Annotated in this window: 9 protein-coding genes and 2 riboswitches; all 9 genes read left to right on the forward strand. The window is 45.7% G+C overall.

Translation table 11 applies throughout. The features are described 5' to 3' along the window. Positions 1 to 12: 12 nt before the first annotated feature. The 9 genes from LCM10_RS18810 to ptsG all read left to right on the forward strand — a co-directional run bounded on the left by LCM10_RS18810 (position 13) and on the right by ptsG (position 14,614). The gene (locus tag LCM10_RS18810; protein WP_224877854.1) at positions 13 to 1,482 is read left to right on the forward strand and encodes a nicotinate phosphoribosyltransferase; all 1,470 of its coding nucleotides are present in this window, start codon (positions 13 to 15) and stop codon (positions 1,480 to 1,482) included. A 71-nt stretch (positions 1,483 to 1,553) separates the two neighbouring features. Then, positions 1,554 to 2,381 (forward strand): ammonia-dependent NAD(+) synthetase, encoded by an 828-nt coding sequence (gene nadE / locus LCM10_RS18815; protein ID WP_224877864.1) that lies wholly within the window; start codon positions 1,554 to 1,556, stop codon positions 2,379 to 2,381. 659 nt (positions 2,382 to 3,040) lie between these two features. Then, positions 3,041 to 3,997, forward strand: coding sequence for an AAA family ATPase (locus tag LCM10_RS18820; protein WP_224877866.1), 957 nt, complete (start codon positions 3,041 to 3,043; stop codon positions 3,995 to 3,997). Between the two features lies 1 nt (position 3,998). Next, complete coding sequence (locus LCM10_RS18825; RefSeq protein WP_224877868.1) at positions 3,999 to 5,216, forward strand: DUF58 domain-containing protein; 1,218 nt, start codon at positions 3,999 to 4,001, stop codon at positions 5,214 to 5,216. Next, a complete protein-coding gene (locus tag LCM10_RS18830; protein WP_224877870.1) occupies positions 5,213 to 7,420 on the forward strand; it encodes a DUF3488 and DUF4129 domain-containing transglutaminase family protein in 2,208 nt (735 codons plus the stop codon). The genes LCM10_RS18825 and LCM10_RS18830 overlap by 4 nt, the downstream gene beginning before the upstream one ends. 40 nt (positions 7,421 to 7,460) lie before the next feature. Further along, positions 7,461 to 7,562, forward strand: a riboswitch (purine riboswitch). Positions 7,563 to 8,036: 474 nt separating this feature from the next. Further along, positions 8,037 to 9,590: a glutamine-hydrolyzing GMP synthase gene (gene guaA / locus LCM10_RS18835; RefSeq protein WP_224877872.1), complete on the forward strand. Its 1,554-nt coding sequence runs from the start codon at positions 8,037 to 8,039 to the stop codon at positions 9,588 to 9,590. A 114-nt stretch (positions 9,591 to 9,704) separates the two neighbouring features. Beyond that, a riboswitch (purine riboswitch) is annotated at positions 9,705 to 9,806 on the forward strand. 120 nt (positions 9,807 to 9,926) lie between these two features. After that, entirely contained in the window at positions 9,927 to 11,261 is a 1,335-nt protein-coding gene (locus LCM10_RS18840; RefSeq protein ID WP_224877874.1) for an NCS2 family permease, read from the forward strand. Between the two features lie 263 nt (positions 11,262 to 11,524). Further along, on the forward strand, positions 11,525 to 12,367 hold the full coding sequence (gene glcT, locus LCM10_RS18845; protein WP_224877876.1) for a glucose PTS transporter transcription antiterminator GlcT: 843 nt from the start codon (positions 11,525 to 11,527) through the stop codon (positions 12,365 to 12,367). Between the two features lie 180 nt (positions 12,368 to 12,547). Then, entirely contained in the window at positions 12,548 to 14,614 is a 2,067-nt protein-coding gene (ptsG, locus tag LCM10_RS18850; RefSeq protein ID WP_224877878.1) for a glucose-specific PTS transporter subunit IIBC, read from the forward strand. Positions 14,615 to 15,170 lie beyond the last annotated feature (556 nt).

The raw sequence follows: 15,170 nt of genomic DNA on the forward strand, positions 1-15,170 counted from the left end.
AGGAGAGAAATCATGACACATTTTACAGATGACAGCGTAGCTTTGCATACAGATTTGTATCAAATAAATATGACGAAGGCCTATTGGGATGATGACTTCCATAATCGAAAGGCTGTTTTTGAGGTGTTCTTTCGAAAGCTGCCTTTTGGCAATGGATATGCGGTGTTTGCCGGTTTGGAACGTGTGATGGAGTATGTGAAACATTTTCATTTCAGTGAGAGTGATATTGAATACCTACGGGAGCTTGGATATGAAGAGAAGTTCCTAGAGTATTTAGGGGATCTTCGCTTTACCGGGACGATCCGCTCTATGCGGGAAGGGGAGCTTGCTTTTGCCAATGAGCCGCTCTTGCGGATTGAAGCACCACTGGCTCAGGCGCAACTCCTGGAGACGGCGATCTTGAATATTGTTAACTATCAAACATTGATTGCGACGAAGGCGAACCGGATCAAGCAGGTGGTCCATGATGAAGTGGTGATGGAGTTCGGTACCCGCCGTGCGCATGAGCTGGATGCGGCGATTTGGGGGACTCGTGCTGCGTTCATCGGTGGTTTCGATGCGACCAGTAACGTGCGTGCAGGAAAAATTTTCGGGATGCCTGTATCGGGTACACATGCCCATTCCATGGTACAGGCGTATCAGGATGATTACACGGCCTTCCATAAATACGCAGAGAGCCATAAGGATTGCGTGTTCCTTGTGGATACGTACGATACGTTGAAGTCCGGTGTCCCGGCTGCCATCAAGGTGGCAAAGGAGCTTGGGGATAAGATCAACTTCAAAGGGATCCGCCTGGACAGCGGGGATATGGCGTATTTGTCCAAGAAAGCCCGCAAGATGCTGGATGAAGCCGGTTTTACCGAGACGAAGATCATTGCATCCAATGACTTGGACGAGTATACGATCTTAAACTTGAAGCAGCAAGGTGCCGAAATTGATGTGTGGGGTGTCGGGACAAAACTGATCACTGCTTATGATCAGCCTGCCCTCGGTGCAGTTTATAAGCTGGCATCAATCGAGAATGAGAACGGTGAGATGGAGGATTCGATCAAGATTTCAAGCAACGCTGAGAAAGTTTCCACTCCGGGCTTGAAAAAGGTTTATCGCATCATCAACAAGGTCAATCATAAATCAGAAGGGGATTATATCACCCTTGAACATGAAGATCCCCAACACGAAGACCGCTTGAAGATGTTCCACCCTGTGCATACGTACATCAGTAAGTTCGTGACGAACTTTGAGGCGAGGGAGCTGCATGTGGATGTCTTCAAGGATGGCGAACTGGTGTATGAGACCCCATCCCTTCAAGTCATGAGGGATTTTGTCAATGAAAATCTCGATCTTCTTTGGGATGAATATAAGCGTTCCATGAATCCAGAGGAATATCCGGTGGATCTGAGCGATGAGTGCTGGACGAACAAGATGAACCTCATCCAGAAAGTGAAAGCAGAAGTGAAGGAAAGATTTCATTCCGATAGGTAATTAGATTTGAGATTGGGCAAGATAAACAGGTATACTATGATGTGATAAATCCTAACATGGAGTGTGAAAGTATGGATTCTCTTCAAAAACAGATTGTAGAAGAAATGATGGTATCACCCGAAATCGATCCCAAGGAAGAAATTCGCCGCAGTGTGGACTTCATGAAGAGCTACTTGAAGAAGCATTCGTTCCTGAAGAGCCTGGTGCTCGGTATCTCCGGTGGTCAGGACTCTACATTGCTTGGGAAGCTCGCCCAAACAGCGGTGGAAGAACTGAATGAAGAAACCGGTTCTGATGAGTATGCATTTTATGCGGTTCGTCTTCCGTACGGAGAGCAGGGGGATGCGCAGGATGCGATCGATGCAGTGGAGTTCATCAACCCGACGAACCCGCTGACAGTCAACATCCAAGCTGCAGTGGATGCGAGTTATGCTACCTTGAAGAAAGTGGGCATTGAGATGTCCGACTTCGTAAAAGGGAACGAAAAAGCCCGTGAACGCATGAAGGTTCAGTTTGCCATTGCCGCCATGAAGAATGGGGTCGTACTGGGTACCGATCATTCAGCGGAAGCGGTCACTGGATTTTATACGAAATTCGGCGATGGAGCGGCTGATCTCGTCCCTCTTTTCCGCCTCAACAAGCGTCAGGGGAAAGCGATGCTGAAAGAACTCGACTGTCCGGAGCATCTTTACAATAAAAAGCCGACTGCGGATCTTGAAGACAACAAGCCACAGCTTCCGGATGAAGAAGCGCTCGGTGTGACTTACGAACAGATCGATGACTTCCTCGAAGGTAAGGAAGTACCGGAGGAAGCAAGTAAAATCATCGAAAACCATTACTTGAAATCACAGCATAAGCGTCATCTGCCGATTACGGTGTTTGATGATTTTTGGAAATGATTCTAATAAAAGAGCTTGGGATAAAAATGTCTTAGCCAAATTAAAACCCGAACTAATCTGTCTGTTGAGAGGCAGATTAGTTCGGGTTTTTAATATGTATAACGAACTGTAGATTGAATTTCACCTCTATGTAGCGGTTGATTGGAGTGCAAGACGAAGACTTCTGCGGGGAGAGTAGCTTATAAGAAAAGCGGAAGGGCTTTGAAGAGAGGCGTGTGGCAAAAGACGAATGGGCCACGAAGGCGTTCTTTGCCTTCTTGGTCGGTTTGGCTTATGACATTTGCCTCTAAGTCCTGCAGCTAGACATGTGAGACCCCGCAGGCGAAGCCGAGGACGCTCATGGGCTACCCGCGGAAAGCGAAGTCTTGCACGGAAATCATAAGCGGTATTAAAAACTGGAACTGATATTACTTGTCTTTAAATTTAGAATTCCTAGTTATGTCCCAGCCTCTTCTTGCTTTTGTAATTTCTCTTATAACCTACACACTGTAAAGCATGAACCACACTCGCCTTCCGCCTGCTCACCTTCCGTATGACAAATTCCCTAAAAATTCTATTTATTTTACGGTGAAATGGAGGATTTTTGGAATTGGAAACGAAATTATTAATAGTTATAGAGAGAAAATCTATCAACTTAAAAGGGATTCAGGAGGGGTCAAATGACACAGGAATTAGTAAATCCAAAGCTGAAAGATGTTGTTGAAAATATAGAGAAAGTTATGATCGGGAAGCGTCAGGTAGCGGAGTTGAGCGTTGTCGCACTGCTTGCCGGCGGCCATGTACTGCTTGAGGATGTCCCGGGTGTCGGGAAGACGATGATGGTCAGGGCGCTTGCGAAATCGGTGGGGGCGAGTTTCAAACGGATTCAGTTCACGCCGGATCTTCTGCCGTCCGATGTCATCGGTGTGTCGATTTACAACCCGAAGGAGATGGAATTCAACTTCAGACCAGGTCCGATCATGGGGAATATCATACTGGCGGACGAAATTAACCGTACATCTCCGAAGACGCAGTCGGCATTGCTTGAAGGGATGGAAGAGGGAAGTGTGACCATCGATGGGAACACACGCCGTCTCGATAAGCCGTTTTTCGTCATGGCGACACAGAATCCGATTGAATATGAAGGGACTTATCCGCTTCCGGAAGCGCAGCTGGATCGTTTCCTCTTGAAGATGAAGATGGGGTATCCGGAACCGGCTGAAGAGATGGAGGTACTGCACAGGGCCCAGAAAAATCCGCCAATCGATGAATTGGAGGCAGTCATGACCCTTGAAGAACTTCGTTATCTTCAGGAAGAGGTGAAGGAAGTATTGGTGGACGATACCATTAAGAAATATATCGTGGATATCGCGGGACGTACGAGGATCCACGCGAATGTTTACTTGGGCGCAAGTCCCCGTGGTTCAATCGCATTGATGAAGGCGTGCCAGGCCTATGCATTTTTAAGGGGAAGGGATTATGTAGTGCCGGATGATGTGCAATTCCTTGCCCCGTTTGTATTTTCTCACAGGATCATCATGAAATCGGAAGCGCGCTATGAAGGGATCACACCTGAAGAAGTGGTGGAGCGAGTGATGGCCCGCATACCGGTCCCTGTACAAAGGCTCGTGAGATAGTATGAAGAACAGATTTCAATTCCTTAAACAACTTGGGAAGTTCCTCTTGCTTCTTCTACTGATTGCCTTCACGTTTACGTTTGCAATGTTTCAGGGAGGGTTTGTCAGCTGGTTCTTATTTTATAGCTTTCTGCCCTTTGCCCTGTATTCGCTGATGGTGTTCATCTATCCGCTTACGGATTTCTATGTTGAAAGGCAGTTTGAATCTGCCGAGTACAAAGCAGGGGATGAACTGAAGGTCACCTTGACGTTGAGAAGGAAATTCCCTTTTCCTCTTTTCTACATGGTGCTTGAAGACGTCGTGACCGAGTCCCTTTTTCAGCAGTCTTCTTTCCAAAAGGCAAAATCCATGATTTATCCAGGATTCAGGAGGGAAGTGAAGCTTTCGTATTACATCGATGAACTTCCCCGTGGCGAGCACATCTATTCAGCGGTACGCCTGAAAACCGGTGATTTCTTCGGAGTTTTCGAGAAGGAAGCTGTTCTTGAGTGCAACAACCAGCTACTCGTATATCCTTCCTTCGTCGAGGTTCAGTACAGACCTCTTGAAAACCGCTACGACCAAGGGATGACATCCTCGAATGTGAAGATACAGAAGGATACGACGATGGCGACGGGCGTCCGCTCGTATCAGCCGGGGGACCGATTCTCCTGGATTCACTGGAAGTCATTTGCTCGTACGAATGAGCTGATGACGAAAGAATTTGAAGAACGGCAGTCACATGATGTTCTGATTGTGATTGATCGCGAGTACTCAACTGCCTTTGAACCGATGGTTACCTTCACCGCCTCTGTCATCCGTTCCATCATCAAAAAAGGAGCGCAGGTCGGGTTGGTTTCAATCGGAAGGGAACATCATTCTTTCCCGATAAGGGGTGGGGAGGAGCACCAGGGACAGCTCTTTTATCATTTGGCCAAAGTGCAGCCTGACAGTCCGTTCGAATTGGGGAAGGTCCTTCAAGGGGAAGGGCTCAACTATTCTCAATCCGCAGCGGTGTTTTTCATCACGGCGTCGGTTTCGAAAAAGATGATCATGAGCGTGAATAACTACTCGAAACGCAATAGTTCTGTCGTGATATTCCTTGTTAAATCACAGGGTGAAACGTATACAGCTGATGAAAAAGCATTGAAGGCCTATGCAGCTTCGCGCGGTATCTGGCTGAAGGTTTGTTATGAAGGTGACTTCTCATCAGCCTTTTCGGAGGTGAAGCGGGCATGAGGGGAAAAGCATCCACCAATCGCTTTTATTCCATACTGATTTATGTATTCGGTTTTCTTCTGCTGTGGGAATGGCTGAAACCGCTGAAGGTCGTTACCGATACGGGTAATTTGTCCTTCTTTGTGATATTCATGGCATTGTCACTCGCCATGTCCCATTTCAGGGTGCATATGGCAGTGTCGGGTGCGGTGAAAGTACTCTTCATTGCGGTATCCATGCACACCCTCTACTTCGATGGTTCCTTATTCGATCCATCGTGGCTTGGGTTGTTCTTGGAGGATCTCTGGCTTAACCTGGGGCTGACGCTTGGCAGGGATTGGTCCGATCTTTCTTTTCCTTACCGCAGTCTGTTGTTCTTCATCTTGCTGTGGTTGATGACGTACCTTCTTTATTACTGGCTCTCCGTCAGAAAGGCAATTCTCTTGTTTTATGTGATGACGGTGACATATATCAGCGTCATGGATACGTTCACGGCCTATGAGGGGGACCGGGCAATCATCCGTGTCGTGGTGTTCGGGTTCCTGCTCATGGGGCTATTGACACTGGAGCGTCTGATTGAAGGAGAAAAGCTTCTCGGTACAAAGATGAGCAGGCACAGGTGGATCGTCCCGCTTACCGTGTTGCTTGGAGTCAGCTCCATCGTGGCATTTGCCGCTCCAAAAGCCGACCCGATCTGGCCGGACCCCGTACCGTATCTTAAGTCTTTCTCTGAAGGGGCAGGCGGTCTTGAAGGGGTAAGTAAGCTCGGGTATGATTCTGATGATTCGAAGCTTGGCGGTCCCTTCATCGGGGATCCGACCGTGGTATTCACGGCTGAAGTGACGAAGGAGCATTACTGGAGGATTGAAACGAAAGACCTTTATACCGGAAAAGGCTGGGAGCAGTCCCAGGAAGATGAATCCGGCATATCGTTCCTCTCCGGTGAAGAACTCCCGTATAAGTTGGCTCCGGGAGATCAGGACAGAAAGCTTGAAACGGAAAAGGTCACGGTAGAGGAAGGGTATACGCATGTCGTCTACCCATACGGAATCGAGAAGGTGGCAGGGAATGAGAAAGGCTCCTTCGAATTGATGCCGGTCAACGAGAAAATCCGAAGCCTCAATGAAGCGGGTGAACCGGTCAAGCTCGAAGACTATGCCGTCACTTATCGTACCCCATCTTATTCCCAAAAAGGGATGAGGGCGGCGAACACTGATCAGGAAGCGATGCAGGTTCCTGAATTTGTGGAGAGATACACCCAATTGCCGGCTTCCGTCCCAGAGAGGGTAAAGGAGTTGGCGGTTAGCATTACGGCGGATAAGAAGGACTGGTATGATAAGGTCCGTGCCATTGAAGGTTACTTCGAGAAAGAAGCCTATGTGTACGATCAATTCGATGTCCCGATCCCTGAAGAGGGACAGGATTATGTCGATCAGTTCCTATTTGAATCACAAAGGGGTTATTGTGATAACTTCTCGACCTCGATGGTCGTCATGGTCCGATCCCTCGGTATCCCCGCTCGCTGGGTAAAGGGTTATACAGAAGGGGACTACAAGCGCCAGCTCGATTCTGTTAGTAAACTTTATGAAGTGTCGAACAATAATGCCCACTCCTGGGTTGAGGTATTCTTCCCTGAAGTCGGCTGGGTCCCATTTGAGCCGACGGTAGGCTTCAATAATAACGTAGCATATGAATACGATTTGGATCTCGAGGATTCAGATAAAGAAGAAGATCAGGCACCGGTCCCTGAGAAGGAAACGCCTAAAAAACCGTTGCAACCGGATTCTGATGAAGGATCCAGCGGTGGTGGCTTCTCTATCAAAGATCTGTGGGAAGATTTTACATCCTTCTTGGCGGATAATTGGGGTAAACTTCTGATCGGATTCATATTACTTGTGTTCGCAGCGGTCATGGCCTATATCTTCAGAAGGCGCTGGCTTCCCTATTTCCTCATCTTCTATTACAGAAGAAAGAGGTCGGGTGATGTCTATTCCGAAGCCTATCTCTCATTGGTGAAACAATTAGGAAGATATGGATTAAAAATGCAGGACGGGCAAACCCTCAGGGGCTACTCCAGATACGTTGATTCCTTCTTCGGAACGTATGAAATGACGAGTCTGACCAACCGATACGAACGAACCCTCTATGGTCATAAGCCTGATCGGGAAGATTGGGTGAAGATGAGAGAATTATGGGAAAATTTAATTAAAAGGACAACCGGTTGACCACTTCATCAACAAGGTTTAAAATGATGTCAAATTAATAATAGAGTTCGTTAGCATCCTTCGTATATCCTCGATAATATGGTTCGAAAGTTTCTACCCGGTCACCGTAAATGACTGGACTATGAAGGCAGTGTTCTATTTAGACATCCTCGCATGCCCAAAAACTAGAATCCTGCCTTTACTATAGGCGGAGTCTAGTTTTTTTGCTATTATTGCTGGCCAAATGGGTTGGGTGTACAGTAAAACAAAGGATTTCGGTATATCATTTATGATGATTTATTGGTTTTGCTGGATCCAGCTTTTGATTGGAGTGCAAGACGAAGACTCCTGCGGGAGAAATGGCAAATTAGAAAAGCGGAAGGGCTTTGCTCAGAGGCGGTTTGGCTTATGCCATGTGCCTCTAAGCCCTGCAGCTCGACAAGTGAGACCCCGCAGGAGCGAAAGCGACGAGGAGGCTCACGGGCCACCCGCGGAAAGCGAAGTCTTGCACGGAAATCGAAAGCGGTGTTAAGAGGACTACTGCTTTAAAAAGTATTGCTAACAAAAAGGATGTATTTGTGGATGGTAAGGGAATCATACACAAAAGAGAGATAAATAAATGGATGAGGTGAACTGAATGCTAGGTAAAGAAGAATTGCATAATCAGGAAATGATCGTCGTTTTAGACTTTGGAAGTCAATATAACCAATTAATCACACGAAGAATCCGTGAGTTCGGTGTGTACAGTGAGCTTCACCCGCATACCATCACACTTGAAGAAATCCAAGAAATGAACCCATCCGGGATCATCTTCTCCGGTGGACCGAACAGCGTATATGGTGAAAACTCATTCCGCTGTGATGAACGCATCTTCGACCTTGATATCCCGATCCTTGGTATCTGCTACGGCATGCAGCTAATGACTATGCATTTCGGCGGTAAAGTGGAACGTGCCAAGCACCGCGAATACGGGAAAGCTTCCATCAACATCGAGAAAACGTCGAAGCTCTTCTCGAATCTAGAAGATGAACAAGTTGTATGGATGAGTCATGGAGATCTTGTAGTCGAAGCTCCTGAAGGATTTGATGTGAACGCGACGAACCCATCATGCCCGATTGCATCAATGAGTAATGAGGAAAAAGGTCTTTATGCCGTTCAATTCCATCCTGAGGTACGCCACTCAGTTCACGGTAATGAAATGCTAAAGAACTTCGTATTCGAAGTATGTGGTTGTGAAGGCGACTGGACGATGGAAAGCTTCATCGATATGGAAATGGATAAAATCCGTAAGGTAGTCGGAGATAAAAAAGTGCTATGTGCATTAAGTGGCGGAGTGGACTCTTCTGTCGTTGCAGTCCTTATTCACAAAGCGATCGGTGATCAATTGACTTGTATCTTCGTCGATCACGGTCTCCTTCGTAAAGGGGAAGCGGACAGCGTCATGAAGACTTTCTCTGAAGGATTCAACATGAACGTCATCAAAGTGGATGCGCAAGATCGCTTCCTTGGAAAGCTTAAAGGCGTTTCCGACCCTGAACAAAAACGTAAAATCATCGGTAACGAGTTCATCTACGTATTCGATGACGAAGCCGCAAAACTTGAAGGAATTGATTACCTTGCACAAGGGACGCTTTATACAGACATCATCGAGAGTGGGACAGCGACTGCCCAAACGATCAAGTCTCACCATAACGTAGGAGGACTGCCGGAAGACATGCAGTTCACGCTGATCGAACCTTTGAATACTTTATTTAAAGACGAAGTCCGTGCGCTGGGCTCTGAATTGGGTATTCCTGATGACATCGTATGGAGACAGCCGTTCCCAGGTCCGGGTCTTGGTATCCGTGTACTTGGTGAAATCTCTGAAGAGAAGCTTGAAATCGTGCGCGAATCCGACTATATCCTTCGTGAAGAAATCAAGAAAGCCGGTCTTGACCGCGATATCTGGCAGTACTTCACCGTCCTTCCTGATATCCGCAGTGTAGGTGTCATGGGGGATGCAAGAACGTACGATTATACAATCGGTATCCGTGCGGTCACTTCAATCGACGGGATGACTTCCGACTGGGCGCGTATCCCTTGGGATGTTCTTGAAAAGATTTCTACCCGCATCGTAAACGAAGTCGATCACATTAACCGCGTCGTGTATGACGTGACAAGTAAGCCACCTGCTACGATCGAGTGGGAATAAGGTAAATAAATAGAGCCGCAACTCAAACCGAACATTTTATAATTAATTTTATAAAATGTTCGGTTTTTCTATTGACCATCCCAAATTTCGTTGATACAATAGTCATGTCTTAATAAATCATATAGTTTGTTACGTCGTATAATTTCGGGAATAAGGCCCGAGCGTTTCTACCAAGCTACCGTAAATGGCTTGACTACGAGGTAATCGAATGGGTGGACTTCTTCTTTTTTTCTTTATCGTCCTATCTGTTTGTTATCTTACAGTCAAGCTCTGGACCCTGGTGGTTCAGAGCTTTTTATTTTGAAATCTGCGACGGCACGAGGGAGGACTACACTTATGAAAAATTTCTTTCAGTTTGACCAACTGGGAACCAATTACAGAAGAGAAATCATCGGGGGGCTGACTACATTCCTTTCGATGGCCTATATATTGGTTGTAAATCCGTTGACGCTAACGCTTCAATCAGTACCCGATCTTCCGGACAGCATGAGGATGGATTCCGGCGCCGTATTCGTGGCTACTGCCCTAGCAGCGGCGATTGGTTCCTTGATCATGGGTCTCTTGGCCAAATATCCGATTGCACTTGCACCTGGAATGGGACTTAACGCATTCTTTGCTTATACAGTTGTATTGACAATGGGTGTTCCTTGGCAATCTGCTCTGACAGGCGTGTTAATTTCAGGATTGATTTTCATCGGATTGACCTTGACGGGGATCCGTGAAAAGATCATCAACTCGATACCGCCAGAATTGAAATTTGCCGTTGGAGCGGGTATCGGACTTTTCATTACGTTCATCGGTTTTCAAAATGCAGGAATCATTGTAAATAATGATGCGGTCCTAGTCGGACTTGGAGATTTGACTCACGGTAACACGTTACTTGCGATCTTTGGTATCGTCCTGACGGTCATCTTGATGACAAGGGGCGTCAAAGGTGGAATTTTCATTGGTATGGTGGCAACAGCCATCGTGGGTATGATGACAGGATTGATCGATACCCCTCATAAAGTGGTGGATGCAGCACCAAGCCTTGAGCCAACTTTCGGAGCGGCACTTGATCCACTTTTCAATGACGCAGGTAGTATCTTTACAATTCAAATGCTCGTCGTCGTTTTGACATTCTTGTTTGTTGACTTCTTTGATACAGCGGGTACGCTTGTAGCGGTTGCCAATCAGGCAGGATTGATGAAGGATAATAAGCTTCCTCGCGCAGGTAAAGCATTATTCGCTGACTCTTGTGCGACTGTTGTAGGTGCCATTCTTGGTACGTCTACAACAACTTCTTATATCGAGTCTTCTGCTGGGGTTGCGGCAGGAGCGAGAACGGGATTCGCATCAGTCGTAACGGCGGTTCTCTTCGTCCTTTCAATCTTCTTCTTCCCATTGCTCGATGTTATCACGGCACCCGTTACGGCACCGGCATTGATCATTGTAGGGGTATTGATGGTATCATCCCTTGGGGAAATTGATTGGAAGAAATTCGAAGTGGCGGTTCCAGCATTCCTTACAATCGTTGCAATGCCATTGACTTACAGTATTGCGACAGGTATCGCGATCGGCTTCATCTTCTATCCAATTACCATGGCAATGAAGGGCCGTGCTAAAGAGATCCATCCAATCATGTACATGCTGTTCGTCATTTTCGTCCTTTACTTCATTTTCATTGCTTAAAGTAGACAAAAAACTGATCCCTCTTTAGGGGTCGGTTTTTTATTTGTAGGGAAGAATGATTCATTAGATACAGTTGTTGGGGGGAGATTCATTGAGAAGAGATTCTCGGAAGGTTACAATGAAAGAAAGAGGATGTTTGAACATTGTAGAGAATTTAGTAATAGAAGGAAAGTGAATTTGATTGAAATCGTTGCTCATTTTCGTTAAAATCAGGAAATCAGACGCTGTGTCGAAAATGGTCGAATAAATGGGGAGAAATTCTTATGTCTACGTTGGATGTGAAAAAAGTATTAAATAACAATGTCCTGATTGCCGAGCATGAAAGCTACGGTGAAGTAGTGTTGATCGGGAAGGGTATCGGATTTAATCGTAAAAAAGGGGATCCGATCCAAAATGATATTGCAGAAAAAATGTTCGTTTTAAAAGGCGAGAAGGAACAGGAACAGTACAAAAACCTGCTCCCATTCCTTAATGAGGACATTTCCAATGTGATTATCTCTGCAATCGAGTTGATTCGTGAACGTACGAACTCCTTTTTGAATGAACATATCCATATAGCGTTGACCGACCACATCCTTTTCGCCATTAATCGACTGATGAGGGGGATGGAAATCCGGAACCCATTCCTGGTAGAAACCCGAACGCTTTACCCGTTCGAGTATGAGATCGCACGGGAAGTGGTCGAAATGATCAACGAGATGACAGATGTGACCCTTCCGGAAGGGGAAGTGGGGTTCATTGCGCTCCATATCCACAGCGCGATGATGAACAAGGACCTGTCGGAAGTGAATCAGCACTCCCAGCTCATTTCAAAGCTGACTTCTACCATTGAAGAGCAGCTCGATGTGAAAATCAACAAAGAAAGTGTAGACTACATGAGGCTTGTACGGCATATTCGATATACAATCGAACGCGTACTCCGGGGAGAGCGCGTCGAAGAGCCAGAAAAGATTGCAAAACTATTGAAAGAGGAATACCCTGTCTGCTATAATCTATCTTGGAAGCTGATTAAGATGATGCAGCAAACATTGCAGAAACCCGTGTATGATGCCGAGGCAGTATACCTCACGATGCATCTTCAACGGATTCAAAATAAAGTGAATTAATGTACTTATCTTTCTTACGTGTTACTGATTCGATCAGGCATGAGTGAAGAAGATAATTGAAACGTATGATTTGGGGTAGTCTATCCTTATACGTTCATTATCCTCTTTTCTCATGCCTTTTTTGTTTGGCGCAATCATCTAATTAGTCGAAAAAAGAAAAATTAAAGGGAGGAAACTCACATGTTTAAAAAGGCTTTTGGTGTACTACAAAAAGTCGGTAAAGCATTAATGCTTCCAGTTGCGATCTTACCAGCAGCCGGACTTTTACTAGCGTTTGGTAATGCTCTTCAAAATCCAACGCTTCTAGACATTGCCCCATTCCTTAATAACGGCGGCGTTGAAACCGTTGCTGGTGTAATGGAACAAGCGGGTGGAATTATCTTCGGAAACCTGGCACTGCTCTTCGCGGTCGGTGTTGCCATCGGACTTGCCGGTGGGGAAGGGGTAGCTGGTTTAGCGGCTATCGTTGGTTTCTTGATCATGAACGTAACAATGGGTACGGTTGAAGGATTAGGTATCCCTGATGTTACTGGTGACGGTGTCGATCCGGCATACGCACTGGTTCTCGGTATCCCAACCTTACAGACAGGTGTATTCGGCGGTATCATCGTTGGTATCCTGGCGGCGTCAATGTACAATCGTTTCTTCCAAATCGAACTTCCTTCATACTTAGGATTCTTCGCAGGTAAACGATTTGTTCCGATTGCAACAGCAGCATCTTCTGTCGTACTAGGATTATTGATGTTACTGATCTGGCCACCGATTCAAGATGGTCTGAACACATTCTCAAACTTTATGCTTGGTGAAAACAGAGCATTTGCAGCATTCGTATTCGGTGTAATTGAACGTTCACTTATTCCATTCGGATTACACCACATTTTCTATGCTCCATTCTGGTTCGAATTCGGTTCTTACACATCAGCAGCTGGTGAAGTTGTGCGTGGGGACCAGGCAATCTTTATGAAACAAATTCAAGATGGTGTACAAGACCTGACGGCAGGTACGTTCATGACTGGTAAATTCCCGTTCATGATGTTCGGACTTCCGGCAGCGGCATTAGCGATCTACCATGAAGCGAAGCCAGAACGTAAAGCAGTTGTTGGTGGAATCATGGCATCTGCTGCTTTGACTTCATTCTTGACAGGTATCACAGAGCCAATCGAATTCTCATTCTTATTCGTAGCTCCTGTACTATTCGGTATCCACACAATCTTTGCAGGTTTATCATTCCTTACAATGCACCTGCTGGATGTAAAGATCGGTATGACATTCTCCGGTGGTCTGATCGACTATGTCCTATTCGGACTGATCAACCCACAAACGAACGCTTGGATCGTCATTCCTGTTGGTCTTGTATTCGCGGTTATTTACTACTTCGGTTTCCGTTTCGCTATCCGCAAATGGAACCTCATGACTCCTGGTCGTGAAGATGTGGAAGAAGATGACGACGCGCCTGCAAGCTCAGCAAGTGATCTTCCGTACAACATCCTTGAAGCAATGGGTGGACAAGAAAACATCGCGCACTTAGACGCATGTATCACTCGTCTGCGTGTATCTGTCAACGATGTGAAACAAGTAGATAAAAACCGTCTGAAAAAATTGGGTGCTTCAGGTGTTCTTGAAGTGGGAGATAACATTCAAGCAATCTTTGGACCTAAATCAGACACGATCAAATCACAAATGCAAGATATTATCCGTGGAAAAGCTCCGCGTAAAGTAGAAACAAATGCAAACGAAGAAGTAGAACAGCAAATCGAAGAAGTGAATCCGGATGCTCTTCAAACTGAACACCACAATGAAAAGTTTGTCGCACCGATCACTGGTGAGATCAAAGACATCACAGAAGTACCGGACCAAGTATTCTCAGGTAAAATGATGGGTGACGGGTTCGCGATCGTACCTTCGGAAGGAACAATCGTTTCCCCTGTAGATGGTAAAGTAGTGAACGTATTCCCAACAAAGCACGCATTAGGACTTGAGTCCAAGGGCGGCCGTGAGGTACTGATCCACGTCGGTATCGATACAGTTAAATTAGAAGGTAAAGGCTTCGAAGCTCTTGTAAAAGAAGGAGATCAAGTAGAAGCGGGTCAACCATTACTTGAAGTGGACTTAGACTACATCAAAGAAAATGCGCCTTCTATCATGACGCCGATCGTCTTCACAAACCTTAAAGAAGGTCAACAAGTAACAATCGAGAAGTCAGGTAAAGTAAATCGTAACGACGAAAACATCATCAAGATCGACTAATATAGTTGAGAAGACCCTGCACCGGGATACAATCGGTGCAGGGTCTTTTTTATTATGTTGTTAGCCAACGGCGAAATGAAGACTCAAAAGGGAGGTCTTGCGCGAAGTTTGGTGGTCGTGATTCTTTAATGAATAATAGTGATGTAAGGAAGGGTGGCCGTTCCTGTGCTTGGTTAGTTCCGTATAACCTCTGGTAAAGGGTTTATGTTATGTTTTATGTTGAGTAAGAAAGACTCTATTAAAAACATTAAATAAATTTGACGAAAAGTGTTGACGGATGTTTAAATGGTTGATATACTTTAAAAACCGTCGCAAGAGAGACGCGGTAACGAATTAGATTGAAAACAACTATTAAAAAACTTTTAAAAAAGTTGTTGACAACATACTGCATTTCTTGTTATGATGGTTAGGTCGCTTCAAACGAAGCACTTAACAAATTGAACCTTGAAAACTGAACAAAACAAGACAATACGTCAACGTTAATTCTAGATTTACCGTAACGAATATCGTTACAAAAAAGAGCTATTCAAACTTTTATCGGAGAGTTTGATCCTGG

It is taken from the genome of Rossellomorea aquimaris, from assembly GCF_020171925.1.
GTDB classification, from domain to species: domain Bacteria; phylum Bacillota; class Bacilli; order Bacillales; family Bacillaceae_B; genus Rossellomorea; species Rossellomorea aquimaris_F.

What these genes read in the sequence shown, in the direction of transcription:
- LCM10_RS18810 (WP_224877854.1), top strand. Translation starts at nt 13, where the DNA reads ATGACACATTTTACAGATGACAGCGTAGCTTTGCATACAGATTTGTAT.
- LCM10_RS18825 (WP_224877868.1), top strand. Translation starts at nt 3,999, where the DNA reads ATGAAGAACAGATTTCAATTCCTTAAACAACTTGGGAAGTTCCTCTTG.
- LCM10_RS18840 (WP_224877874.1), top strand. Translation starts at nt 9,927, where the DNA reads ATGAAAAATTTCTTTCAGTTTGACCAACTGGGAACCAATTACAGAAGA.
- guaA (WP_224877872.1), top strand. Translation starts at nt 8,037, where the DNA reads ATGCTAGGTAAAGAAGAATTGCATAATCAGGAAATGATCGTCGTTTTA.
- nadE (WP_224877864.1), top strand. Translation starts at nt 1,554, where the DNA reads ATGGATTCTCTTCAAAAACAGATTGTAGAAGAAATGATGGTATCACCC.
- LCM10_RS18820 (WP_224877866.1), top strand. Translation starts at nt 3,041, where the DNA reads ATGACACAGGAATTAGTAAATCCAAAGCTGAAAGATGTTGTTGAAAAT.
- LCM10_RS18830 (WP_224877870.1), top strand. Translation starts at nt 5,213, where the DNA reads ATGAGGGGAAAAGCATCCACCAATCGCTTTTATTCCATACTGATTTAT.
- glcT (WP_224877876.1), top strand. Translation starts at nt 11,525, where the DNA reads ATGTCTACGTTGGATGTGAAAAAAGTATTAAATAACAATGTCCTGATT.
- ptsG (WP_224877878.1), top strand. Translation starts at nt 12,548, where the DNA reads ATGTTTAAAAAGGCTTTTGGTGTACTACAAAAAGTCGGTAAAGCATTA.